Raw genomic sequence first — 25,483 nt, forward strand, 5'->3', positions numbered from 1 at the left:
TTATTACTTGTTTATTAAAATTCTATTCAATTCTTTCTTCCAATTAGCATATGCTTCTTTATAATCGTCTCTATTTTGCAATGGGTGATAGGTCATCACATGATCATTTTTAGTAATCATAGTCCCGAAATCCTCAAAAGTACCATCACTTAACCCTGCTGCTCTTGCAGCACCAATTGCCCCTGTAGTATTATAAATTTCAATTTCTTGGTTGATTAGCGTAGCTACGGTATTTGAAAATATCTCTGAACGAAACAGATTGTCATTCCCAGCTCTAATAACTTTAATATCCGCATTGTCATTTTTTAGAATTTCCAAACCATAAATGAATGAAAATGCAATACCTTCAAGAGCCGCTCTAAAAATATGAGAACGTGTATGTTTGTTTAGATTTAAATTACAGATATGAGTTCCTAGAGTTCTATTGTTAAACATTCTTTCTGCACCATTCCCAAAGGGAATTAATTGTAAGTCATTAGAACCCACCTGTATTTTAGATGCATGAGAATTCATAGTTTGGTACGAATTCGTTTCTAAATTTAAATTATTCTTTAACCAACGATATTGAATTCCAGCTCCATTGATACATAACAACTTACCAATACTTGAGTGTTCTGGGGTATGATTTACATGTGCGAAATTGTTAATTTTCACCCCTTCTTTAGCTTCTAAATCATCGGTTATTGCATATAAAACTCCGGAAGTACCACCTGTAGCGGCGACTTCACCTGGATTAAATACATTCAATGACAAAGCGTTATTAGGTTGATCTCCTGCTCTATATAAAACAGGGATTCCAGCCTTTAATCCACTCTCTTTAGCTCCAGTTTCCGAAAGTATACTTTGTTTGGAAAAAGTTGGAACAGCATCAGGAATTATATTAGGATCTATCTCATAATGTTCCAATAACCAATCCGCTGGAGTTCCTTCCTTAAAATCCCATAAAGTACCTTCTGATAATCCAGAAATGGTAGTGTTCAAAACTCCCGAAAACTTAAATGCAATATAATCTCCTGGCAAAAGGAATTTATAGATTTTAGCAAAATTCTCAGGCTCGTTATCCCGTACCCATTTTAGCTTAGACGCGGTAAAATTGGCAGGTGAATTCAGTAAATGATTTAAACATCTATCCTCTCCTAAAGTTTTAAGAGCTTGTTCTCCAATTTTCACTGCTCGACTATCGCACCATATAATAGAATCACGAATTAAATTAAGGTCATGATCTACAAGCACCAAACCATGCATTTGATACGCTATCCCGATGCCTTTAATCTGATCTGAAGTAATTGAATTCTCTTTTACTAATCTTTTAGACGCAGCACATACATATTGCCACCATAACTCAGGATCTTGTTCTGCCCAATCTCTTTGGATAGCTATGATATTCATTTCTTCTTCGGGTTCGCTTAAAGACGCCACAGACTTGCCTGTATTTGCATCAACCAATGCTGCTTTTACCGAAGAACTTCCTATGTCAAATCCTATATAGTACATGCGTTATTTTATTTCCAATACAAAAGTTCTATTTCTCTAGAAGAAACGAAACTGATTTGTTAAGTATCACCGAAAACTAGGTATATTAGTTTTCGTAATTTATAGCAGATTTAAGCTCATATAAACAGAAATACTTTCAAAAAATATCCATCTTTTAAGCGAAACCAAAGAGTTTTCAAAATCCACTTTTTATATTTTTATTTTGATCTTGTTAATTTTGTTGATAGACTCTGATGTAATCAATAATTAGATAATCGGGATACTCTGAAACTAATGGATTTGCTAGTAGATTTCCTGCTTTCGACATATTCATCAACAAATAAAATTCGTCATTAAAAGGATACGGTTGTCCATTCGCTTGAACCTCTTGAGGAGTAAATGAACAGGATTAGTTCCATCATCCCCTGATGAACAGGAGATAATGATAACTAAACCTATGAACATAATTATGATAGACTTCATAAACCTCATACCATGAGCAAAATTTTATTAAAATTTGAGCCTTTCACATCTTTTACATAAAAGGGACAAAATCTTTTACAAAAAATTCTCCTGCATCTGGATGCCCGCTACCACCAAATCGCAACGTAAAATTATCGTAAGTTGTGCTGGCAGGTAATAATATGCCTGTATCTATTGCTGCTGCATTAGAACCGTCAAATTCTAAGGTAACCCAAGTATCAAACTCAGTTACGGTTTGTTCTATAAAGGTCCATCTTTGCCAGAAATTACCATCTACATTATCATGCAAAATCAATTCTACTGTTGGGGTAAGAGATCCAGAGAAATCATTACTGGATGGGATGTATACATCTACTCTAAACTTATTGTATACAGAAAAATCTATTGGTTCGGCTTGCGGTTGAAATTTAAAATCTTCAAAGCCTCCGAATGGACCATTTTCTGGCCTGTATATTCTAGCAACACCATTTTCACTTCCTGCAGGATCAGCAACTCCATAAGTGGGTTGTACTCCTTGAACTGAAGTTTCATTTGGTATCAAATTCATACCAGAAGAAGCGTCTCCTGTTTCAAAAGTGTAGAAATATGGCAATCCGCTTCCTGCTAAAGCATCTGCTCTTGGAGTTCCTGGAGCTACAAAACTATCAACAACTACAAAATCTCTTACAAAAAACTCTCCTGGAGCAGTATGTGCACTTCCTCCAAAACGTAAAGTCATATTATCATATGTTGTGCTGGATGGCAATAGCACTCCAGTATCCGCAGCAGCTGCATTTTCTCCATCAAATCTTATAGTTATCCATTGATCAAAATCACTAGGATCAATAGTTATAGGAATCACCGTCCAACGTTGCCAAAAATTACCATCCACATTATCATGCAGAATTAGTTCCACTGTTGGTTCTAAAGTTCCACTAAAATCATTACTTGAAGGAATATAAACATCCAAGGTAAATCTGTGATATTCTGAAAAATTAATTGGTGCTGATTGTGGTTGAAATTTAAAATCTTCAAATCCTCCAAATGGACCATTTTCAGGTCTTAAAATCTGACCTACTACTTCATCTCCACCTGCTGGATCAGCCACTCCAAAATTAAAAGTGACTCCTTGGCTTGCAGGATCCAATGGTTCTAAATTTCTACCTGCCAAACCATCATTGGTCTCAAAAGTATAGAAATAYGGTGATGACCCCATATTTAATATATCAGCTCTAGGAGTTGATATACATTCTGTACAAGGTCCACCGCAGTCTATTCCTTCTTCTCCTTGATTCTGGATTCCATCACTACATGAAGGACATGCTACACCACTACTTCCTCCACAATCTACTCCGGTTTCGTCAAGATTTTGAATTCCATCACTATGGGATGGTAAAATTTCAAAATTGAAAGGATCATCTTCTTCGCAAGATGCGCTTATTAGCAGTAAACCTACTACCAAAAAGACGTACTTAATTATATATTTTAATTGAATACTATTTTTCATTTTTTTGGATCTTTATTAATAACCTGGGTTTTGAGTAAGCATTCCTTCAGGATACGTATCTATTTCCTGTTGTGGAATAGGCAACAATAGGTCTCTTGGAGCTGAAAAATCTGTTTTTCCAATTGCGTTAAGTGCTGGTGCAATTACTCCTCCACCATCTGTTCTATCCCAACGTACTAAATCAGTAAAACGATTCCATCCTTCTGTAGCTAATTCTCTACGTCTTTCATCTCTTACTCCTTGCATAGTATAGGCAGGAGCTGCCGGATTTCCTGATCCATAGGCTCTATCCATTACTTCTTGAAATGATGCGGCACCATTTCCGCCACCACCCATAATGGATGCTTCGGCATGCATTAATAAAACATCTGCATATCGTATGACTTTTTCATTTAAAGGAGATTGAAACTCTGTAAGTAAATCCTGAACTTCCTCAAAAGTTAAAAAGTACTTTCTAGCACCTGTATTCACTCCTATTGCATAGCCAAAACTATTAGGTACAGGATCCCAACCTAACGCTTCTAGACCTGGTGAATTAGTAGGTTGCCCTGGAAGTAAGAATGTTGCAGCTTTTCTTTGATCACTATCATCAAAAAAATCAACCAACGTTTGTCTAGGAATAAAATTATTGAAAGATTGATATCCAGTTAAGAAAGGGAAACTCCATTTCCAAGATCCAGAACCTTCCTGTGTTTGTTGTGAATTATTAAAATCATTTGCATCCAGTCCATCTACATAGTTAATTTCAAAAACAGACTCTACTCCAAACTCGTTAGTTTGTATAAAATTATCTCCAAAATTAGCTTCAAGACTATATACACCTTGATTGATTACTTCTTCTGCAGAAGAAACCGCATCACCCCACTTGTCTTGATATAAATATACTTTTGTAAGTAAGCCTAATGCTGCTCCAGAAGTAGCAGAACCTTCAACTCTTTCTCCTCCTTTATTAGGTAAAGTATTCGCTGCATTTCGTAGATCTTCTTCTATAAAAGCATATACCTCAGCTTCCGTAGATCTTGGTTTAAACTGTTCCTGATCTGCAGAAGTTATCGCCTTATCAAATAGAGGCACTCCACCAAAAAGCCGTACAAGTTCAAAATAGTAAAATCCTCTTAAAAATTTCGCTTCAGCAATAATCTGATCTTGTAGTCCAGGAGTTTCAAAATTTTCAAAACCTTCTGCTAATTCTATTGTAAAATTAGCCCTTGCTACTCCTTGATACCACTTGCTCCATACAGATGCCACTGACGGCAATGTAGGACCGATAGTATTAAATTGATCATATTGGGCTCCTATCTGCCAGAAGGCTGCTGATTGAGAATGTAAATCATCCGCTCTTACTCCTTGCTGCATCAGTGGAAAAGTTTGATTTCCCGCAACGTTTTGCCATTGTAATGCATCATATGCCGCATTAAGACTTGATACTACGTCCTGTTCGGTATTAAAAGCTGTATCTGCAACAATTTCCGTTATAGGAACTTTGTCTAATATTTCATCTGAGCAAGATGACATTAACGCCAATCCTCCAGCTAATGAAAGCAGAAACTTTTTTGATATATAATTTAATATTTTCATAGTTCTTAGAAATTAAAATTAAAGCCCATTAAGAAATTACGTGATTGCGGAAAGAATCCTTGGTCTATACCGATATTTAATGGAGTACCAAGGTTATTTTGTCCTATTTCAGGATCCAATCCATCATATTCTGTTAAGAAGAATAAATTCTGACCCGAAACATAAATCCTTATACTTTCAGCACCAATTGAGCTAGAAGCTACTTCTGGTAGGGTATATCCAATGGTCACATTTTTAAGTTTTAAATATGTTCCATCCTTAACATGAAAATCCGAAATTAACTGTTCACCATTAGTAGAAGTAGTGGCAGCTACATTCCTAGGAGCATCCGCAGCAAGATATGATGAAGGTCTATTGGTTCCTACAGCATCGTATCGTATTGTGGCATCAAAAATATCGTTACCAGCAGTTCCTGACATAAAAGTTGAAAAATCAAATCCTTTATATTCGAATCCAAAATTGAAACCAAAAGTAGCGTCTGGATTAGGATCTCCAATAATTGTTCTATCCCCTGCATCTGGAGTCAATTGGTTATTACCGCTATTATCTAAATCAGCAAAAAGCAAGTTTCCATTGGCATCAACACCTTCTACCACAAAACCAAAGAAGCTTGCGATCGGGTCTCCAACACGTGTTCTAGAAGCGAATCCCTGAAACTGTGGTTGTATTGGAGCGCTATCGATAAATGAAGTTTCTCCTAAACTAGTAACTTCATTTTTATTTAACCCAAGATTAACACTTGCATTCCAACTAAAACCACTCTCATAATTATCTCTCCAAGAAAGAATAAATTCAAAACCTCTATTCTCTATATCCCCTGTATTTTCCACAGAAGGTTGTAAACCTGAGGTTAAAGGAGTAGTAGCTTGCAATAATATATCACTAGTCTTTTTCGTATAATAATCTACGGTAAAACCTAATCTATCCCTAAATGCATTAATATCTAACCCAACATTAAACTGAGTAATTTCTTCCCACTTCAAATCAGGATTTGCTAATCCTGTCAATACAATTCCTTGTTGTCCAGCATAGCTTACCTGAGTATTCACGGAAGATAAATACGCTAAAGCTCTTGGAGAACCGTCATTTCCACTGATACCCCAACTACCTCGTACCTTCAATAAATTTATAATTTCACTATCTACTAAAAAGTTCTCCTCGGAAATTACCCAACCAGCAGATACTGCAGGGAACCAACCGGATCTTTTATTTGGCCCAAAATTAGAGGACTTATCATTTCTAATAACAGCACTAAATAGATATCTTTGATTATAGTCGTAGTCGAGTTTTCCAAAATAAGATTCGAGTCCTATAGCAGAAGAAATTCCTGGAGTTATGATTGCATCTGTACTATCTTCGGATAGAGAGAAGTTTACACTATCAAAATCGTTTACTAAAAATTGACCAGGATCTCTCACAACAGCACCTCCATCAAATCTCGTTTCTACCACTTCATATCCTCCTAAAATATTAAGGTTATGATCAGATGTCTCTGCTAATTTTCCAAAAAAGTATTCCACTGTTCCTCCATACTGTCTGTTTCTAGTTTTGTTTAACACTTCCTGGTAGAAAACTCCAGTAGTCGTATCATATTCTTGATCCAATTGCTGGATAAGTGGCTGGAAAGATCTATTAAAAATAGCATTACTGTAAATACCATAAGAACCTTTAATTTTAAGATTGTCTATTGGTTCCCAACCTAAAGAAGCTGATAAATTAAGAACATCCTGATCCGTTTGAGAATCCAATAGTGCAAGAGAAAATAAAGGGTTTTGCACAGCTCCTAAACTATTTAAAGGCACTCCATTTACCGTTGGACTACTATTTTGAAGACCAGGGTTAAAGAAATTACCTTGTTCATCAAATGCTGGATAAATTGGAGGAAGCGCATTAATAAAACTACTTAAACCAACACCGGCTCCTCCATTGTTTTGAACTACATTAAAACGTTCTTGATTCTGAAATTGTGCAACTAAGCTAAAATCAATATTTTCTGTAATATCACCACTAAGAGTACCTCTTATATTTCGTCTATTAAACTCTGCTTTATCATCTCCTCCTAATATTCCTTCCTGACCAAAATAACCTCCAGAAACAGAATATTTTATTTTTTCACTACCTCCTACAACGGAAGCATAAATATCCTGAATGGGTGCATCATCAAATAGCACATCGTACCAATCAGTGTCTGGTAACAAGGCACGCTCTGCATCTGAGAACGCTCCTCTGAATCCTGTTGCCAAATTTGCTCCTGCAGCTGTAACACCAGCATTGTAATACTCGACATATTCATCTCTATTCATTAAATCTGGTTTGTTTGCTAGACTCTGAATACCATAATATCCGTTGATGGTTACCTGTGGCTTTGAAGATGCTCTCTTCCCTCTAAGTGTCTCCACCAAAATAACCCCATTACCTCCTCTAGAACCATAAATAGCACTTGACGCTGCATCCTTTAATACCGTTTGTGATTTGATATCATTAGGATTTAAAAATGTAAGATTAGGAACTTGAACCCCATCCACAATGTATAAAGGAGCTGAACCATTCGGAGTACCAACACCTCTTACTCTTACGGTCTGAGGAGATCCCGGTGACCCAGAGTTTTGCTGAACCACAACTCCCGGTACTGTTCCTTGTAATGCTGCTTCCGCCTGAGATATTGGCAATTGCTTTATTACATCTGGATCTATCGTAGCTATTGAGGTGGTTACCGATTTCTTATTCTGCACCTGTCCATAAGCCAAAACCACAACCTGATCTAATGCTTCAGCATCTGATTTTAAAGAAACATTAATAACTTCTTGTCCTAATACTTGAATTTCTTGGGTCTGAAACCCTAAGAAGCTGAATACCAGAATAGCATCTTGAGTTACATTTGTAACCGCGTATTTACCGTCAAAATCTGTAGAGGTACCATTAGTCGTTCCTTTAACAATTACGTTAACCCCTGGAACTGGAATGCCGTCCTCTCCAGTAACTGTACCCGAAACACTTTGTGAATAAGTGTTACTTACCATCATAAAGATCCCTATAAAAAGAATCCTCAGTAAGTTATTTTTCATACTGACTTAATTTTTGTTGATTATTCATTTTTGTTTGTTCGCGAATTCGTGTTTCTAAAGTACTTGTTACCCGAAAGCGTTCAAAAAAAACAGTATCAAATGGGATTTGTTAATATTTATTTACAAAACGTAAACAAAAGGTTAACAAAATCACAACTATTTGAAAATCAGTATTTTAAATCACATTCTAAATCAACAATAAATATATCGCAAACGTTTAAGTAAATTTTTAAGCTTTTTTTAATTTTAGATTTAGAAAATTGAACAATTAACAAATTGAAAAAAAATTACCAAGACTATTTTGCTTGCAAAAAAGAGTAAGAATCGAAGTTAAGTTAAGACGAAGTTAATATTCATAAAGTAGAAAACCTTTTCATAAAAATGAAGTTCTGAGCCTTTCCTTATTCAAAAATTAATAGATTAAATACTTTATGACATTTTCAGACAAGTTATTTCATATCCTACAACGTACCTTTATAACATGAAAGATTATACAATGAAATATATCCAATCTGGAGATTTAATAATAGCTGTTTCTTGCGAAGCAACTTCAAACAAAATTACAGAGGTATATAGTCCAAGTACTTTATTATTATATACGCAAATAGGAACCTTACATGTGCAGATTGGTGATAAGAAATTCGATATCCGAAAAGGTCAATTTGCGCTTCTAAGAAAATACACTGAAGCGAAACTGTATAAGACATTGGATGAAGAAATGGGTTTTGCAAAAACGTATGGTTTTGGACTTACAAATGACTTTATAGAAAGAGTAATTCATGAAATTGCTTTACCCAAAATAAAGAGTACTACAGAAGCTTTTTTTGATGTTCCGAATACTCAAAAGCTTAACTCACTTATGCTCTCATTAATAGAATACATAGACAATGGAGAAGAAATCGATATTGATACTATAGAAAGTAAGACTTTGGAAGCATTAAGAGCGATAGCCGAAGCTAATACAGATCTTCTGAAAATATTTAAAGAGTTTTCCAACAATGAAAGAGTAAGTATTGAAAAAATTATGAAGCATAATTTTTTATACAATATACCATTAGAAACAATCGCCAAACAATCCGGAAGAAGCTTATCTACTTTTCATAGAGAATTTAAAACTATTTTTAACGAAACACCTCATCGTTGGATCATGAAACAGCGATTATACCATGCTCGAAACCTAATGAAAGTAGAAAGAATGAAACCGTCAAATGTATATCTAGAATCTGGTTTCGAAGATTTAGCTCATTTTAGCAAATCCTTTAAAAAACAATTCAATATTACTCCATCAGAATTCTATAATTCCCTGTAGTTCAAGTCAAAAAATGACATTTTTAGACAAGTATTTTCGTTTTATTTTAAATAATTTTAATAAAAATTACTTGAAAACATATTTAGAATCTTTATGAATAGAGACTCTATCTTTTAAGCATAACGAAAAAAGAGTACATTAAAGAACCTTTGAATCATTCATTTTAAAACGCTTAACTCATTAAACAAATAACAAAATGAAGAAAACTTCAATTGCCTATCTTATACCTATACTTATGATTACAGGTATATTAATAGCTTCTAATTTTAAAAAACCTCCAAAATACATTTCTGTTTCTTCGAACGATTTTGTCAAAGAAAGTTCTTCTGATGAAAACTATAAGAAAATGATGGACGTTTTGGTAAGTCCTCGTTGTATCAATTGTCATCCTAATGATAATATTCCAAAACAAGGAGATGATGGACATCCTCATTATTTTGGAATGTCAAGAGGAGATAACAATCTAGGATATCAAGCTACTAAATGTACCACTTGTCATCAATCAGAAAACAACGATTATTCAGGTGTTCCCGGAGCACCAGAATGGAGTTTAGCTCCTGCTAGTATGATGTGGGAAGGTTTATCTAGAAAAGAAATTGCCGAATCGATGCTTGATCCAGAACGCAACGGAGGCAGAAATCACGAAGAATTAATGCATCATTTAACCGAACATGCCTTAGTTCTTTGGGCTTGGGAACCAGGAGTTAGAGCAGATGGTACTCCACGAAAATTACCACCTGTTCCTTTAGATGAATATATCAAAGCAGTAAAAGAATGGTTTGAAGATGGTGCAATAATCCCTGCCAAATAATTACTAACAACTAAAATTAATATTTATGAAAATAGCATTTACTATTAACGGAAATCTACAAACCGTTGACATAGAAGATGGTAACACACCTTTATTATGGGTAATACGAGATATGTTAGACCTAAAAGGGACTAAATTTGGTTGTGGTAAAGCAGCATGTGGAGCATGTACCATTATGGTTGAAAATGAAGAAGTACGTTCTTGCTCGTACGCTGTTAAATTTGCTGAAGGAAAAAAAATTACTACTATAGAAGGTTTAGGAACACCAGAAAATCCACATCCAGTTCAACAAGCGTGGATTGAAGAAGTAGTACCACAATGTGGTTATTGTCAACCTGGATTTATGATGGCTACAGCAGCATTGTTAGAAAAAGTTCCTAATCCTACAGATGAAGACATTGACCAAAATATCATAAACATTTGTCGTTGTGCTACCTATTACAGAATGCGAAAAGCGATCCATCGCGCTGCCGAACTAAAAAATAACTCCAATAGCTAAAATTACGATTATGAGTAAAAAAGAAAAAAAATCAAAAGGAATCTCTCGTCGTAAATTTTTAGTTCGAGGAGGTCTAGGCACTTTGGGAGTCTTGGCAGTGGGTACTTATGCATTTAGAAACCCTTTACGTCGTTCAATGCTTGAAATGGCGGAGACTATGGCTCCATCATATATGGGAAGCGGAACAGAGCCCAATCTTTGGTTTGAATTAACTAAAGAAAATAAAGTGATTTTTCATTCCCCTAAAGTTGAAATGGGACAAGGTTCATTTACCAGTTTTGCACAAATGATAGCAGATGAAATGGATCTAGATATTAACCAGATTGAAGTTATTGGTGCTGCTACAAAAACAGGAGTTATTGATATGATGAGCACAGGAGGAAGTTTATCTGTTGGAGGATTATGGCAACCACTCCGTGAGTTATCTGCAACCATGAGGGAAATGTTAAAAATAGAAGCTGCGAAAAAATTAAATGTGGATGTTTCCAATTTAACCACTAAAAAAGGAATCATTTCTGGAAAAGGAAAAACAATAACCTATGCTGAAGTTGCTAATGATATTACTGAATGGGATATCCCGGATACACCAGAATTAAAACCAATGAAAGACTATAAATTCATTGGAAAACCTGTGAAGCGTATTGATTTAAGCGCCAAAGTATTTGGTGATCCTATTTTTGGTTTGGACGCGGAAATGTCGGATATGCTCCATGCAGCTATCATCAGACCCAGTGTTGTTGGAGCGAAATTTAAAAATGCAGATGTTAGTAAAGCAGAAAAAATGCCTGGAGTGATTAAAGTCGTTCAGATGGATGATTGGGTAGGAGTTGTTGCAAAATCATACGCCCAAGCTTTGGCTGCTAAATATAAAATCGACGTAGAATGGACTATTGAAAAACGTTATACAGAAGAAGATTTGCGCAATATGCTACAAGTAGGTAAAGGAAATCAAAGTATTACCCAAAAAGCTGGAGAAGCACTAAACTCAGATGATAGTGATGTTATCTCAATGGAATTCACTAGTCCTATAGGTGCTCACGCCCAAATAGAACCTAATGGGGCTGTTGCAGATTATAATAACGGAGATATTACGATTATCCTTTCTACACAAGTTCCTGGCGCTACTCAAAAAGTGGTTGCCGAAGCTTTTGATGTTGATGCAGAAAAAGTAAATATTATACCTACCTATTTAGGAGGTGGGTTTGGAAGAAGATTAAATACAAATCATGCTGTACAAGCTGTTCAATTATCGAAAGAAGTTGGTAAACCGATAAAGTATATTTTTACAAGAAAGGAAGAATTTCAACATGATCTATTCCGACCACCTACACATCATATAATGAAAGGCAAGCTAAATCGGGACGGTTATTTACATTCCTTAGAACATCATTATGCGAGTGGAGATGTAGCGGTTAATGCTTTGATTATGCCTGGATTTTTAACATCAGCACTCGGTACAGATATAGGAGCTATGCGTGGAGGACAAATCATGTATGATAAAATACCAAACCATAGAGCAATACAATGGCACACTACCTTGCCCTTTGCTACTAGCTGGTGGAGAAGTTTAGGTTTATTAGCGAATACTTTTGCGATTGAAAGTTTTATAGATGAAATGGCCATTAGTGCGGATAAAAATCCTATCGATTTCCGCTTAGCAAGTATCACTAATGAAGGTAACAAGAAACGATTATACGACGTTATAAAATTAGCTGCAGAAAAAGGCAAGTATAATGACAAACCCGTTAATGGCCGTGCTATGGGTTTTGCGGCGTCTACTGATGCAAATTCACCAGCAGCACATGTAGTAGAGGTTTCTATAGAGAATAACAACATAAAGGTACATAAAGTAACTTGTGCATTTGATTGTGGAGTGGTTGTAAACCCTGATCAGGTAAAAGCACAATGTGAAGGTTCTATCATTATGGGAATGAGTGGTGCTATGTTTGAAAAAATGACCTTAGAAAATGGTGAATTGACTCCTACGATTTATGGCCCTTATGATATGGCATTAATGAAACATGCTCCAAAAGAAATTGATATACATTTTATTCAAGGAGCGGACATTCCATTACCTGTTGGAGAACCTCCAATGGGTCCGATCGGTGCTGCGGTTGCAAATGCAGTTCGTAGATTAACTGGAAAACGATTAACAGATTTACCTTTAAAGCTAACCTAAAATAAAATATATCAACGTATTTATAAGGCATCGTTCTATTTTTAAATTGTTTTGGTGCCTGTTTACTTTTTGATAAGAAACTACCAAAAACAAAGAAACCTCTTGAATAATCAAGAGGTTTTCTTCTGTACTCGGGACGGGACTTGAACCCGTACGAACTAATGTTCATTGGATTTTAAGTCCAACGTGTCTACCAATTCCACCACCCGAGCGTGATATATATTTTCTCAGAGCGAAAGACGGGATTTGAACCCGCGACCCTCACCTTGGCAAGGTGATGCTCTACCCCTGAGCTACTTTCGCAGTTTTTAAGAACTTCGCAATTCGTTATTGCGGATGCAAATTTAAAACATTTCTTATAATACCAAAGCCTTTTTTAAAAAAAGAATAAAATTTTATTTTAACTAACAATATTTCAACACAATAAGATCAAATCTTTCTTTCAATAATCAGATCCCGTTTTTCAACGGAATTTGTTACACTAGCTGTTTTAAAAAAGTTGTTTCTCCAATTTTCCAAAACAAAGTCTCACTAAACCTGAGAAGCTTTCTTCCTGGTTAACATACGTTTAATCTCATTTAATTTCATCAAAGCTTCTACCGGAGTAAGGGTATCAATGTCAATATTTACAATTTCCTCTTTAATTTCTTCTAATAATGGATCGTCTAAATTGAAAAAACTCAATTGCAATTCATCTTCTTCCTGAATCCCTTTTATTTTATCAGTAAGCTCTTCACTACTATGAGATTTTTCCAACTTTTTAAGCATTTTATTTGCTCTATGTAATACCTGCTGAGGCATTCCAGCCATTTTAGCTACATGAATTCCGAAACTATGTTCACTTCCTCCTGGAACCAGTTTTCTAAGAAAAAGAACATTATCTTTTAATTCTTTGACCGCTACATTATAATTTTTGATTCGATGAAAGGTATCACACATCTCATTTAATTCATGATAATGTGTTGCAAATAGGGTTTTTGGTTTCGCAGGATGCTCATGAAGAAATTCACTTATTGCCCAAGCGATAGAAATTCCATCATAGGTACTTGTACCACGACCAATTTCGTCTAATAGCACCAAGCTCCTATCCGATATATTATTCAAAATATTCGCAGTTTCATTCATTTCTACCATAAAAGTAGATTCTCCCATCGAGATATTATCACTTGCTCCTACTCTCGTAAATATTTTATCTACCACACCTATTTTGGCTTCGTCCGCTGGGACAAAACTTCCCATTTGAGCTAATAGGACAATTAATGCTGTTTGTCTTAAAATAGCTGATTTACCACTCATATTAGGACCTGTGATCATAATCATTTGCTGATTTTCTCTATTTAGAGAAACATCATTGGCTATATATTGTTCTCCTGGTGGTAATTGCTTTTCAATTACAGGATGTCGACCATTTTTAATTTCAAGAGTAAAAGAATCATCGATAATCGGACGCTTATATGAATTTTCATTTGCTAATTGCGCATAGGAACATAAACAGTCTAATTGACCAATCAAACTAGCATTTAATTGTACTGGTTTTATGTATTCGTTCATCCATACAATTAAGTCACCAAACAATTGTTGCTCTAATAGTAGAATTTTTTCTTCTGCTCCTAAAATTTTGGCTTCATATTCTTTTAGTTCTTCAGTGATATATCGCTCTGCACTCACCAAAGTTTGTTTACGAATCCAATTCTCAGGAACTTTATCTTTATGCGTGTTACGTACTTCAATATAATAACCAAAAACATTATTGGAAGCTATTTTAAGAGATGTAATACCCGTAGCTTCAGTTTCTCGCTCCAACATTTTATCTAGATAATCCTTTCCAGAAAAAGCAATGGAACGAAGCTCATCTAACTCATCCAAATAACCATCCGCAATTGTATTTCCTTTTAAAATATTTACAGGAGCATCTTCATTAAGTGTTTCTTTGATCTTATTTCGTAATAACTCGCAATCATGCAAGGTATCTCCTATTACCTTTAAAGCTTCATTTTTACTATTGGTAGCTTGAGCCTTTATTGGTACAATAGCTTCCAATGAGTTTTTTAATTGGATTATTTCTCTAGGATTTACTTTTCCAGTGGCAACTTTAGAAATCAGACGTTCTATATCACCAATCTGTTTAATCTGATGTTGAATTTTCTGATGTAAATCTGCATTATCTAAAAAATATTGAACCACTTCATGCCTTTTATGAATGTTCGCAATATTCTTTAGCGGTAACGCTAACCATCTCTTTAGCGTTCGACCTCCCATAGGTGAAATGGTCTTGTCTATGACATCAATTAAAGTAACTGCATTGACTGCATTAGGATTATATAATTCTAAATTACGAATTGTAAAACGATCCATCCAGATATATTCATCCTCCGCAATTCTCTGAATAGAAGTAATATGTTGTAATTTATGATGCTGCGTTTCACCCAAATAATGAAGAATTACACCAGCAGCGATAACTCCTTCTTGTAAATGATCTACTCCAAACCCTTTAAGCGATGTTGTTCCAAAATGTGTTTGCAGCGTTTCGTTGGCATAATCAGTTTTAAAAACCCAATCCTCTAGAAAAAAAGTATGAAAATCACTTCCAAAATCGTTTTGAAAGGATAGTTTTTTAGGTTTTGGAATTAAAACTTCACTTGGATTAAAGTTTCGCAAAAGTTTATCCATTTGCGCAAGATCTCCTTGAGCTGTTAAAAATTCTCCTGTAGAAACATCTAAAAAGGCAACACCTAATTCTTTCTTTCCATAATGCAAAGCACATAAAAAGTTATTAGTTTTACTTTGCAACACCTCATCATTCAATGCAACACCTGGAGTCACTAGTTCTGTAACTCCTCTTTTTACAATGGTCTTAGTTTGTTTAGGGTCTTCTAATTGATCACAAATTGCTACCCTTTCTCCTGCCTTTACTAATTTTGGTAAATATGTATTCAAGGAATGATGAGGGAACCCTGCTAATGCAGTTTCATGCTCACTACCGTTTCCTCTTTTCGTTAATACAATATTCAGTATTGCCGCCGTCTTAATAGCATCTTCTCCAAATGTCTCATAAAAATCACCTACTCTAAATAACAACAATGCATCAGGATACTTTGCCTTGATCGCATTATATTGCTTCATCAAAGGGGTTACTTTCTTTTCTTTCTTTGCTTTTTTTGCTGCCAAAGGGATATGATTTTGTGTAACGGCTAAAGTAGGTATTCTCTATTTTTTTTTGAAAATAAGCCTACAGGAGTTATTCATTTTTATTCACAATCTTCTTTCCTTGATGAATGATATAAATCAAATAATGAATAAATCATATTTTTGCTGCAATGGAAAAGAATCGAAAACTCAAAAACAGTGAACTAGACCGCAAAACGGTTACTGAATTCAAAGACGCAAAGAAAACTCCACTAATTATCATTTTAGACAACATTAGAAGTCTTAATAATATAGGGTCTGTTTTCAGGACAGCTGATGCCTTTTTAATTGAAAAAATATATCTCTGTGGTATTACAGCAACTCCTCCGCATAAAGATATTCAAAAAACTGCTCTAGGAGCTACAGACACAGTTGAATGGGAACATAAAAAAAGTACACTTGAATTAGTTGATCAACTGCAACAAGAAAATGTGCAAATTCTATCTATAGAACAAGCCGAAAATGCGGTAATGCTAAATGAATTTCATCCTCAACCTGATCAAAAATATGCCATCATTTTTGGCAATGAAGTAAAAGGGGTACAACAAGATGTTGTTTCTAAAAGTGATATAGTCCTAGAAATTCCTCAATATGGCACCAAACATTCTCTAAATATATCTGTAAGTGCTGGCGTGGTAGTTTGGGATCTATTTACTAAAACAACATCAAGTTGACATCCATATTTAGGAAGCAACTAACTGATTTAGAACCCAAATATAATCTTCTCGGTTTTTCACAAAATCTTTTTCAGAGATATCAATAATTTTCACATTAAGTTCTGGCTGAGCTTTGATAAACTGCAAATATCCTTGATTGATCTTATTTAGATATTCTGCTGGAATTTTCTGTTCGTAATCTCTTCCTCTTTTTTTGATATTTTCTAAAAGACGTTCTGTGTTTTGATATAGATAGACATACAATCCAGGTTTTGGTAAATCTCTATACATAATATCAAAAACCTTCTTGTACAATTTATATTCATCCTCTTGCAATGTGACCTGAGCAAATATCAAAGATTTAAAAACGTCATAATCACTCACTACAAAATCTTTAAACAGATCTAACTGACCGATATCATCCTGCAGACGTTGATATCTATCTGCTAAAAATGACATTTCCAGAGGAAAAGCATAGCGTTCCATATCTTCGTAGAACTTTGGTAAAAATGGATTGTCTGCAAAACGTTCTAAAACTAATTTTGCATTCAATTCTTCGGAAATCAAATGTGCTAAACTTGTTTTTCCAGCTCCAATATTCCCTTCAATTGTAAGATATTGAACACTTGATAAAGAAAATTTTTCTTTCGGATTTAAAATTCTCTCATTGACTTTAACAACTTTTGAAACATCTGAAGTGCTCTGTAATAACTCACCTACTGTTCGTTTTTCTATAGGATGTACTTCATCTTTAGCGATCTCTTCCAAAGGTATTAAAACGAACTTCCTATCCTGCATGGAAGGATGTGGAACCATTAATCTTTCAGTGTTACTAACACCTTCTGAAGAGAAAATAATATCCAAATCAATAGTTCTTGCTTCATATTCATCAGAGTTATTTCTATTTCTGCCTAATGAGGTTTCTATTGCCAAGAGCTTTTCTAAAACTTCCGAAGTGCTATATGAAGTTTTTATCAGAATACATGCATTATAAAAATCATCGCTATTAAAGCCCCAAGCTGGAGTTTGATACACACTAGAAACTTCGACAATATCTCCTAGCGCATTATACATAGCATTTACTGCCTTTTGAAGATATTCTAATCGATCTCCTATATTACTTCCTAAAGAAATATGTATACGATGCTGTGTTTTCAAATTTGTTTTTTTTATTCTAGTCAGAACTCCGTACTTTTAAGAGCAAATTAAGGAAAACAAAACCACTTCACCTTATTTTTGTGCGGAGTATTATGAACTATTTTTATTTTGAATTCAACTTCCCTAAATCTTAAAGACAAAACAACAGCGTATCGAATTTATCTTGTTCTTGGAGCTTTATTTATCTCCTCGCTTGTTGTATGTAATCTTATTTTTCAGAAATTCTTTCAATGGGATTTTTTTGGAGTATACACCTTTACCATAAGTGTAGGTCTTATACCCTATCCTTTAACCTTTCTTATTACAGATATCGTAAGTGAAATCTATGGAAAGAAAAAAGCAAATCTTATGGTTACTGCCGGTATTTTTGCTTCTATTTTTTCTCTTTTAATTATTTATGCTGCAGCCTCTGTGAATGCCTATATAGATCCCGGAACGGATCCAAACATTCAGGTAGACAATGATACTTTTAATCTCGTTTTCGGTAAAAGCCTTATTTCCGTATTTGCTTCTATGACTGCGTATCTTTTTGCGCAGTATATCGATATAAAGGTTTTTCACTTTTGGAAACGAGTTACCAAAGGAAAACATCTTTGGATACGAAATAATTTTTCTACCTTCCTTTCACAGTTCATTGATAGTGTAACTATTATTTCACTTTTATGTCTTAACGGAATTTTTTCGTGGGATAATTTTGTCCCTTTTGTAATGAGTGGTTTTCTGTTTAAAGTAATTGTTGCTACTATTGACACTCCACTATTATATTTGACAGTTTTTGGACTTAGAAAAAGGTTTCAATTACAACCAGGTGAAGAGTTAAACTTAGATTATTAAAATCTAACAAATAGTTAACTCTTACATCGCAACATTATAACCTGTTAAATCGTTACTTTACGTAAAAGCATTAAAAATGATCAAGAAGGTCCTCAAAATATTCGGTATAATCATTCTAATTTTAGTAATAGCTCTTATATCCATCCCATTATTATTTGGAGGAACGATAAAAGATAAAATTCGCTACTTAGCTAATGAACATGTAAATGCAAAAGTTGATTTTGCAGATGTAGATATTAGTTTGATCAGAAGTTTTCCAAAGGCCTCTGTAATTATTGATGAGCTTTCTATTATCAACTTTGCTCCTTTTGAAGGTGATACTTTGGCATATGCCAAAAAAATATCTTTAGACATGTCTATCAAAGAATTGTTTAAAGATGCATCAGATCCGATTAGTGTACAAAAGTTTATCATTGATGAAGCTAATATTGCTATTAAAACAGACTCTTTAGAAAATTCGAACTTCGATATTGTAAAAGCTTCAGAAAAAGAAGAAACTGTAAAAGAGGAAGAAAGTAGTTCTTTTACATTTGAATTAGAACATTATGAAATAAATAACAGTAAACTTCTATATCAAAACGACCTAAGCAAAATCGCTTTATTGATGACTAATGTAAACCATAGTGGAGATGGAGCTTTGTCTGGAGAAAAAATTCTATTAGATACAAAATCTAACTCTGAAGTTTCTTTCAGTTTGGACAACATCAAATATCTAAACAAAAATGCCTTACAGTTAGAAGCAGAATTAGAATTGGATCTAGAAAATCAGCGATATGCGTTTAAAGAAAATAAAGCCTTAGTAAATCAACTCCCTTTAGAATTTAAGGGGTTCGTACAACTATTCGAAGCATATACAGATGTCGATATTAGCTTTGAAACCCCAACGTCTGATTTCAAAAACTTTCTTGCCGTTATTCCAGAAGTATACGCCAAGAATTTAGATGGAGTACAAACTACTGGAGAGTTTTCTATAAACGGAATGATTAAAGGAAAATCTGATGATACTTATATCCCTAAAATGGATATCAAAATTGCTTCAGACAATGCTTCTTTTAAATACCCAGATTTACCAAAGAGTGTTCAAAACATCACTATCGATACTCAAATTAAAAATGATACTGGTTTAGCTGATGACATATATATCAACATAAACAATCTTACATTTAGAATTGATCAGGATACTTTTGCTGCCAAAGGAAGCTTGAAAAATATCACTTCAAATATGCTTGTCGATATGGCTGTGAAAGGAACTTTAAATCTTGCTAATTTGGATAAGGCCTATCCAATGGAACTAGAACAACAACTTAACGGAATATTGAAGGCTAATGTAAATACTAATTTTGATATGCAATCTTTAGAGAAAGAGCAATATCAAAATGTAAAAAGTTCTGGAACTATTAGTCTAGACAAATTCACATATGCTTCTGCAGAATTGCCAAATGAAATAAAAATTGAAAATGCCAATGTCAATTTCCAACCAGAAACCATAACCTTGGATAAGATGCAGGTAACCACAGGAAAATCTGATCTTACTGCTGAAGGAAGTATACAAAATCTAATGGGTTTCTTGTTTTCAAAACAAGATCTTAAAGGAAATTTTGATGTAAATTCTGAAGTTTTTGCAGTGAATGATTTTATGGTAGCTGGAACTGAAACTATAGAACAAGAAACTTCTGAAACACAAACTGATGAAGCACTTAAAATTCCGTCCTTTATAGATGCTACTTTAAATTTCAATGCCAATAAAGTAATTTATGATAATTTGGAATTAAAAAATACTAAAGGAAGCGTAAAAATAAGTGATGAAACTGCTTATTTACAAAATGTAACATCCAATATTTTTGACGGTGGAATTGCTTTTAACGGGAAAGTGTCTACTAAAACCGACACTCCTAATTTTGGAATGAATTTAGATCTAAGCAAAATCAATATTGCTAAGTCTTTCGCTAGCCTGGAATTATTACAAGGCTTAGCACCTATTGCTAAGGCCTTAACAGGAGCATTGACAACACAAATCAAACTTAACGGGAACCTAAGTAACGATCTTACTCCAGTCCTTAATTCTTTAAAAGGAAATGCGCTAGCAGAAATACTCAACGCCAAAGTAAACACTTCACAAACTCCTTTATTATCGAATTTAGATAATCAATTGAACTTTGTGGATTTAAATAAATTGAATTTAAAAGATATTAAAACATCTCTAAATTTTGATGACGGTAAGATCAATGTAAAACCTTTTGATTTTGATATCGAAGGAATTAAAATAACTGCAGGAGGAAGCCATAGCTTTGATATGAATATGAATTACAACGTATCCCTCGATGTACCCGCGAAATACCTTGGAAATGAAGTAGGTGGATTGATTTCTCAACTAAGCGCTCAGGAAACCAATGAGATGAAAGTTGCTCTTCCTATTGGAATCTCCGGGAATTTCTCAAATCCAAAAATTAATCTGAATACTGGAAAAGCCGTAAAACAGCTTACACAACAGATAATAGAAAAACAAAAAGACAAAGCTAAAGACAAAATTGTAGGTGAAGGAACAAAAGTGTTAACCGATTTACTTGGAGGTTCAGGAAAAAAAGAAGATTCTACCAAAACAACAACCGATAAACCTGAAGATAAACTAAAAGATGCTGCCAAAGATATTTTAGGAGGTTTTCTGGGCAAGAAAAAGAAAAAAGACACTACTAAAACAAAAAACTAGGTCTATAATAACTAAATAGTTATAGCTCTTTTTTAACATTTTATTAATTAATACAAGGTTACACTCAGTAATGTGTAAAAATATACAGCTTATCAGAGCATATGCAATAATTAATTTTTTTTCCGTTTATTTCTTAGTACTTTAGTTCTGGGAAACTTCAAAAAAAGCATTGGGTTTTAATTGGATATATGAAATATTATAAACCTTTAAAAAAACCGTCTTATCGAAACTTCACAGATAACATCTATTAGTTTATATATTAATTTTTCAAAAAAAATAATCGTAAACTGAGTATTAAATTTATTAAAACTAGATTAACTATTTAGTAAAGTTAGATCTTACACGTCTACTGCTTATAGTTATAATTTTACCCTAAAATTAATCCCCACCCAAAAGTTATGAAACTAGTTATTTTCCCTATTGTATTTCTTTTATTTATTCCATCTTTATTACAATCTCAAAACTCTCTAAACGAAAGTTCTATGGGATGGACAAAAGGATGGACAAATTTTGATCCAAATCATGAAGCATATCCGAACCCTGATCGGGATATCCCAAATATTATAGATAAAGACACTCATTTATCCAATGAATCTGTATATCTTCTTTCAGGAAATGTTTATGTAATTAATGGAGCTACATTGAGTATTGAAGAAGGTACCATAATAAGATGTGACACAGAGACTCCAACAAGTTTAGTTGTTTCAAAAGGATCTAAATTAATTGCCAGAGGACTAAAAGGACAACCTATTGTATTTACATCAGACAAATCTCCAAAATCCCGAAAAGCTGGTGATTGGGGAGGAATTGTTATTGCAGGATCAGCAACCATAAACTCTCCTGCATCTTCAGGTGTTCTAGAAGGTAACTTCTTACCTCAGTACTCACTATATGGTGGAGAAAATGATGATGAAATGACTGCGATAATGACCTATGTTAGAATTGAATACGCCGGTAGAAAAATTAATCAATCTAAAGAACTTAATGGCTTATCTTTATACGCGGTTGGTAAAAAATCAATTTTAAATAATATAATGATTAGCCATTCTGCAGATGATTCTTTTGAGTTTTTCGGAGGAACACTAAACATCAATAATTTGGTTTCTTATAAGGCAAAAGATGATGATTATGATTTTACTCTAGGATATAGAGGTGAACTATATAATATTGTAGCAGTAAGACATCCTTATATTTCAGACATTAGCGGTTCTTATGCTATTGAAATCGATGGTTATGATAAAAAGGCTGGACTTACCTCCAAAAAATTATCTACCGTAAAAATCCAAGAAGCCACTTTGATAAATCTTTCGGATCAAACAAATTACCAACATACTCATGCTGCAATTTCTTCAAAAAATTTAGCACAATTAAACTTTTCGGACTCCAGAATATCTGGTTTTTCTAATGTTGTTAAATTCGATAACTCCTACACATCTTATAGTAATCTTCAGGAATCATTTTCTTTAGAAAATAGTATTTTTAATGTTCATGATACTAATGTAGTTTCACGTTTTTCCGAAACATCAGATGTTCAAAAATTATTAAAATATAACATGTTTACCACTCAGTTTAAAAGTGTAACCGATCTATTTGAAGATCCTCTAAACAAAAAGAACCCAATATTCACCTTAAAACAATCCCGTGATAGTTATACCGTTATGCAGTAAATTTTTAAATTTACGCTAACTAATTAAAATTCTGACAATGAAACCGATTACTGTAGTATTTTTCTTCTTTTTTGTAGCAACCGCAAGTTTTGGACAAACAAAAAACAACATTTTGTTTGATCAAAGTACCTTAATTAAAAAATTTCACACAATTGATCAATTAGAAGGTCTAAAAAAAGGAGAGCTTGTAAAACTATATATAGAGAGAGCAAATGAAGTTATAACTGTCTTACCATATATTGCTTTATCCAATGAAGCAAATGTAAGTCTATCTGATATTGGAATTAAAGAGAATTCTGATAATTTAAAGCTTTTAAAAAAGCACCATGAAACTACTACCGAAGCATTTGAAAGCACCAGTAATCTAATAACGGAGTTTATACCATATGCAGACACTGAAAAAATAATATGGTCTATTCTTTATTATGAAGAAATGATCAAAAAAATTCGAATTGGAGTCAACGGGAATTTTTAAAAAAAGATCTATTTAAATAAAAAACAGCCATAAAGGCTGTTTTTTTTGTTCTTATTGCTACCTATTAACCTATACAGGCATTAATAGACAACTTCCTTATACATTTAAAAATCAGTTTTATAACAATTTTATCATTTGAAATATCAAAAAAATGTTAATAAATCACTTTTCATGTAATCTTTCTCCTATAAGGACGAACTAAATGATGTTACCAATTTATAAATCACAATTTATAATACACAAATTATCAATATTAGTTTAATGAAAGTAGAACTTAAAATAAGAGTTATGAAGACAAGAGATTTACTAAGTTTATTTTTATTTACTGTAATTACAATTACAGCGTTCTCCCAAGACAATTTTAATATAAATAACACCAAATGGATGAAGGATTGGACAAATTTTTCTCCAAATAAAACGAACTACTCTGATTATGAAGAGCAATTGCCTAACATTATCAATAAGGACACTTATTTAAGAAGTGACATTGTATATTTCATTTCTGGAGATGTTTATGTAACAGATGACGCTACGTTAACTATCCAAGAAGGAACGCTTATAAAAGCGGATACAGAAACAAATACCAACCTGATCGTAACAAGAGGATCAAAACTTATTGCCGATGGAACTAAAGCGTCACCAATCATTTTTACTTCTAATAAGTCTAGCAATTCGCGAAAAAGCGGTGATTGGGGAGGAATTACAATCATAGGTTCTGGAAAATCTAACACTATAGAAGGTGAAGGTACCATTAAAGGGAAATTCAATCCACTATATACCATATTTGGTGGAAATGAAATTCATGAAGAAACAACCATTTTAAGATATGTAAGAATAGAATATGCAGGTAAATCTACCAATGGTCTTTCTCTATACGCATTAGGAGATACATCTATTGTCGAAAATATTATGATCAGCTATTCTGCAGATGATTCTTTTGAATGGCATGGTGGAGCATCCACCTCCAGAAATCTGATTTCTTATAAAGCAAATGATGATGATTTTGATTTTACACAAGGATATCGAGGTGAACTTATAAATATTCTTGCCGTTAAACACCCATACATAACAAGCAACAATGGATCCTATGCTATAGAAGTTGATGGTTACAATAAAAATATTGGTTTTGATAACTCAAAGATTCTATCAAGCATCGATATAACTGGAGCAACTTTAATCAGCTTGGTGGATGACAGTAATTATACACACACTAGAGCTGCTATCTCCATAAATAATTTAGGCGAGCTCTATTTAAACAATTCGCATATATCTGGTTTCTCTGATGTTGTTCAGTTGGACAAAACATTTTCAACCTTAAGAATGATAGAAACTGCATTCAAACTTGATAACAGCTTCTTTAATGTTCATAGAGAGGGAGTTGTAACATATAACAATATCGAGAACGACACTTTTAACTTATTAAAATACAACAGATTTACAAAGACATTCAAACAACCTGAAGAAATTTTTAATGCACCTTTTGATCGTTCAAACCCAGACTTTTCACTAAAAAATTCTTTAAATAACTATATGGTAGTTCAATAAGGAGTACCCCTAACAAACCAATAACCATGAAAAAAACAATCATAATATTCGTAATACTTTTATCAGTAATGAGTTCTTTAAATGCTCAGGTCAAAAAGAAAGGCATTCTTTTTGACAATAGTAAAATGATTAATAGATTTCATACAATAGACGAACTACAAGGTCTTAACAAAGGAGAATTAATCGAATTATACTTAGAAAGAACTAGAGAAATATTCGTCGTGCTACCCTATTTATCCTTATCTAATAAGCCAGGAACTAGTCTTAGTGATATTGGTATCAAAGAAGATTCTGATAATTTAAAAGTGGTAGAAAAAAATAACGAAATAGCTGATAGAGCATTCGTTTATACCACAAATACCATAAAAGAAC

General features: G+C 33.6%; 17 protein-coding genes and 2 tRNA genes. 11 read left to right on the plus strand and 8 right to left on the minus strand.

Annotated elements, in window-relative coordinates; genetic code table 11:
* Positions 1 to 3: 3 nt before the first annotated feature.
* From GBO31_RS02965 to GBO31_RS02980, 4 genes are all read right to left on the minus strand, one after another.
* Complete coding sequence (locus GBO31_RS02965; RefSeq protein WP_219006824.1) at positions 4 to 1,494, minus strand: xylulokinase; 1,491 nt, start codon at positions 1,492 to 1,494, stop codon at positions 4 to 6.
* A 514-nt stretch (positions 1,495 to 2,008) separates the two neighbouring features.
* A complete protein-coding gene (locus GBO31_RS02970; RefSeq protein WP_219006825.1) occupies positions 2,009 to 3,442 on the minus strand; it encodes a hypothetical protein in 1,434 nt (477 codons plus the stop codon).
* Positions 3,443 to 3,457: 15 nt separating this feature from the next.
* Positions 3,458 to 5,020, minus strand: coding sequence for a RagB/SusD family nutrient uptake outer membrane protein (locus GBO31_RS02975; RefSeq protein ID WP_219006826.1), 1,563 nt, complete (start codon positions 5,018 to 5,020; stop codon positions 3,458 to 3,460).
* A gap of 5 nt (positions 5,021 to 5,025) precedes the next feature.
* Positions 5,026 to 8,085, minus strand: coding sequence for a SusC/RagA family TonB-linked outer membrane protein (locus GBO31_RS02980; protein ID WP_219006827.1), 3,060 nt, complete (start codon positions 8,083 to 8,085; stop codon positions 5,026 to 5,028).
* A gap of 481 nt (positions 8,086 to 8,566) precedes the next feature.
* Here GBO31_RS02980 and GBO31_RS02985 point away from each other — a divergent pair, with 481 nt between their 5' ends.
* From GBO31_RS02985 to GBO31_RS03000, 4 genes are all read left to right on the plus strand, one after another.
* Positions 8,567 to 9,394: a helix-turn-helix domain-containing protein gene (locus tag GBO31_RS02985; protein WP_219006828.1), complete on the plus strand. Its 828-nt coding sequence runs from the start codon at positions 8,567 to 8,569 to the stop codon at positions 9,392 to 9,394.
* Between the two features lie 196 nt (positions 9,395 to 9,590).
* Entirely contained in the window at positions 9,591 to 10,205 is a 615-nt protein-coding gene (locus GBO31_RS02990) for a hypothetical protein (RefSeq protein WP_219006829.1), read from the plus strand.
* 25 nt (positions 10,206 to 10,230) lie between these two features.
* The gene (locus GBO31_RS02995) at positions 10,231 to 10,704 is read left to right on the plus strand and encodes a (2Fe-2S)-binding protein (RefSeq protein ID WP_219006830.1); all 474 of its coding nucleotides are present in this window, start codon (positions 10,231 to 10,233) and stop codon (positions 10,702 to 10,704) included.
* Between the two features lie 10 nt (positions 10,705 to 10,714).
* A complete protein-coding gene (locus tag GBO31_RS03000; RefSeq protein ID WP_219006831.1) occupies positions 10,715 to 12,883 on the plus strand; it encodes a xanthine dehydrogenase family protein molybdopterin-binding subunit in 2,169 nt (722 codons plus the stop codon).
* Positions 12,884 to 13,011: 128 nt separating this feature from the next.
* Here GBO31_RS03000 and GBO31_RS03005 read toward each other — a convergent pair.
* The 3 genes from GBO31_RS03005 to mutS all read right to left on the minus strand — a co-directional run bounded on the left by GBO31_RS03005 (position 13,012) and on the right by mutS (position 16,006).
* A tRNA-Leu gene (locus GBO31_RS03005) sits at positions 13,012 to 13,095 on the minus strand.
* Between the two features lie 19 nt (positions 13,096 to 13,114).
* Positions 13,115 to 13,186 (minus strand) — tRNA-Gly (locus GBO31_RS03010).
* Between the two features lie 228 nt (positions 13,187 to 13,414).
* Complete coding sequence (gene mutS / locus GBO31_RS03015; RefSeq protein ID WP_219006846.1) at positions 13,415 to 16,006, minus strand: DNA mismatch repair protein MutS; 2,592 nt, start codon at positions 16,004 to 16,006, stop codon at positions 13,415 to 13,417.
* 194 nt (positions 16,007 to 16,200) lie between these two features.
* Here mutS and GBO31_RS03020 point away from each other — a divergent pair, with 194 nt between their 5' ends.
* Positions 16,201 to 16,743 (plus strand): RNA methyltransferase, encoded by a 543-nt coding sequence (locus GBO31_RS03020; RefSeq protein WP_219006832.1) that lies wholly within the window; start codon positions 16,201 to 16,203, stop codon positions 16,741 to 16,743.
* Between the two features lie 9 nt (positions 16,744 to 16,752).
* Here GBO31_RS03020 and folK read toward each other — a convergent pair whose 3' ends face one another.
* Positions 16,753 to 17,883: a 2-amino-4-hydroxy-6-hydroxymethyldihydropteridine diphosphokinase gene (folK, locus tag GBO31_RS03025; RefSeq protein ID WP_219006833.1), complete on the minus strand. Its 1,131-nt coding sequence runs from the start codon at positions 17,881 to 17,883 to the stop codon at positions 16,753 to 16,755.
* A 108-nt stretch (positions 17,884 to 17,991) separates the two neighbouring features.
* On the opposite strand from folK, the gene GBO31_RS03030 reads away from it, so the two are divergent.
* The 6 genes from GBO31_RS03030 to GBO31_RS03055 all read left to right on the plus strand — a co-directional run.
* On the plus strand, positions 17,992 to 18,717 hold the full coding sequence (locus GBO31_RS03030; protein WP_219006834.1) for a queuosine precursor transporter: 726 nt from the start codon (positions 17,992 to 17,994) through the stop codon (positions 18,715 to 18,717).
* Positions 18,718 to 18,793: 76 nt separating this feature from the next.
* The gene (locus GBO31_RS03035) at positions 18,794 to 21,424 is read left to right on the plus strand and encodes an AsmA-like C-terminal region-containing protein (RefSeq protein WP_246615753.1); all 2,631 of its coding nucleotides are present in this window, start codon (positions 18,794 to 18,796) and stop codon (positions 21,422 to 21,424) included.
* A gap of 398 nt (positions 21,425 to 21,822) precedes the next feature.
* Positions 21,823 to 23,091, plus strand: a complete 1,269-nt coding sequence (locus GBO31_RS03040; RefSeq protein ID WP_219006835.1) for a hypothetical protein — start codon at positions 21,823 to 21,825, stop codon at positions 23,089 to 23,091.
* 37 nt (positions 23,092 to 23,128) lie between these two features.
* Positions 23,129 to 23,566, plus strand: coding sequence for a hypothetical protein (locus tag GBO31_RS03045; RefSeq protein WP_219006836.1), 438 nt, complete (start codon positions 23,129 to 23,131; stop codon positions 23,564 to 23,566).
* Positions 23,567 to 23,854: 288 nt separating this feature from the next.
* Positions 23,855 to 25,111 carry a hypothetical protein gene (locus GBO31_RS03050; protein WP_219006837.1) on the plus strand — a complete coding sequence of 419 codons (1,257 nt, stop codon included), beginning with the start codon at positions 23,855 to 23,857 and terminating at the stop codon, positions 25,109 to 25,111.
* A gap of 26 nt (positions 25,112 to 25,137) precedes the next feature.
* Positions 25,138 to 25,483 (plus strand): hypothetical protein (locus tag GBO31_RS03055; protein WP_219006838.1); only part of this gene is annotated, 346 nt, incomplete at its 3' end.

It is taken from the genome of Aquimarina litoralis, assembly GCF_019295435.1.
Lineage (GTDB): Bacteria > Bacteroidota > Bacteroidia > Flavobacteriales > Flavobacteriaceae > Aquimarina > Aquimarina litoralis_A.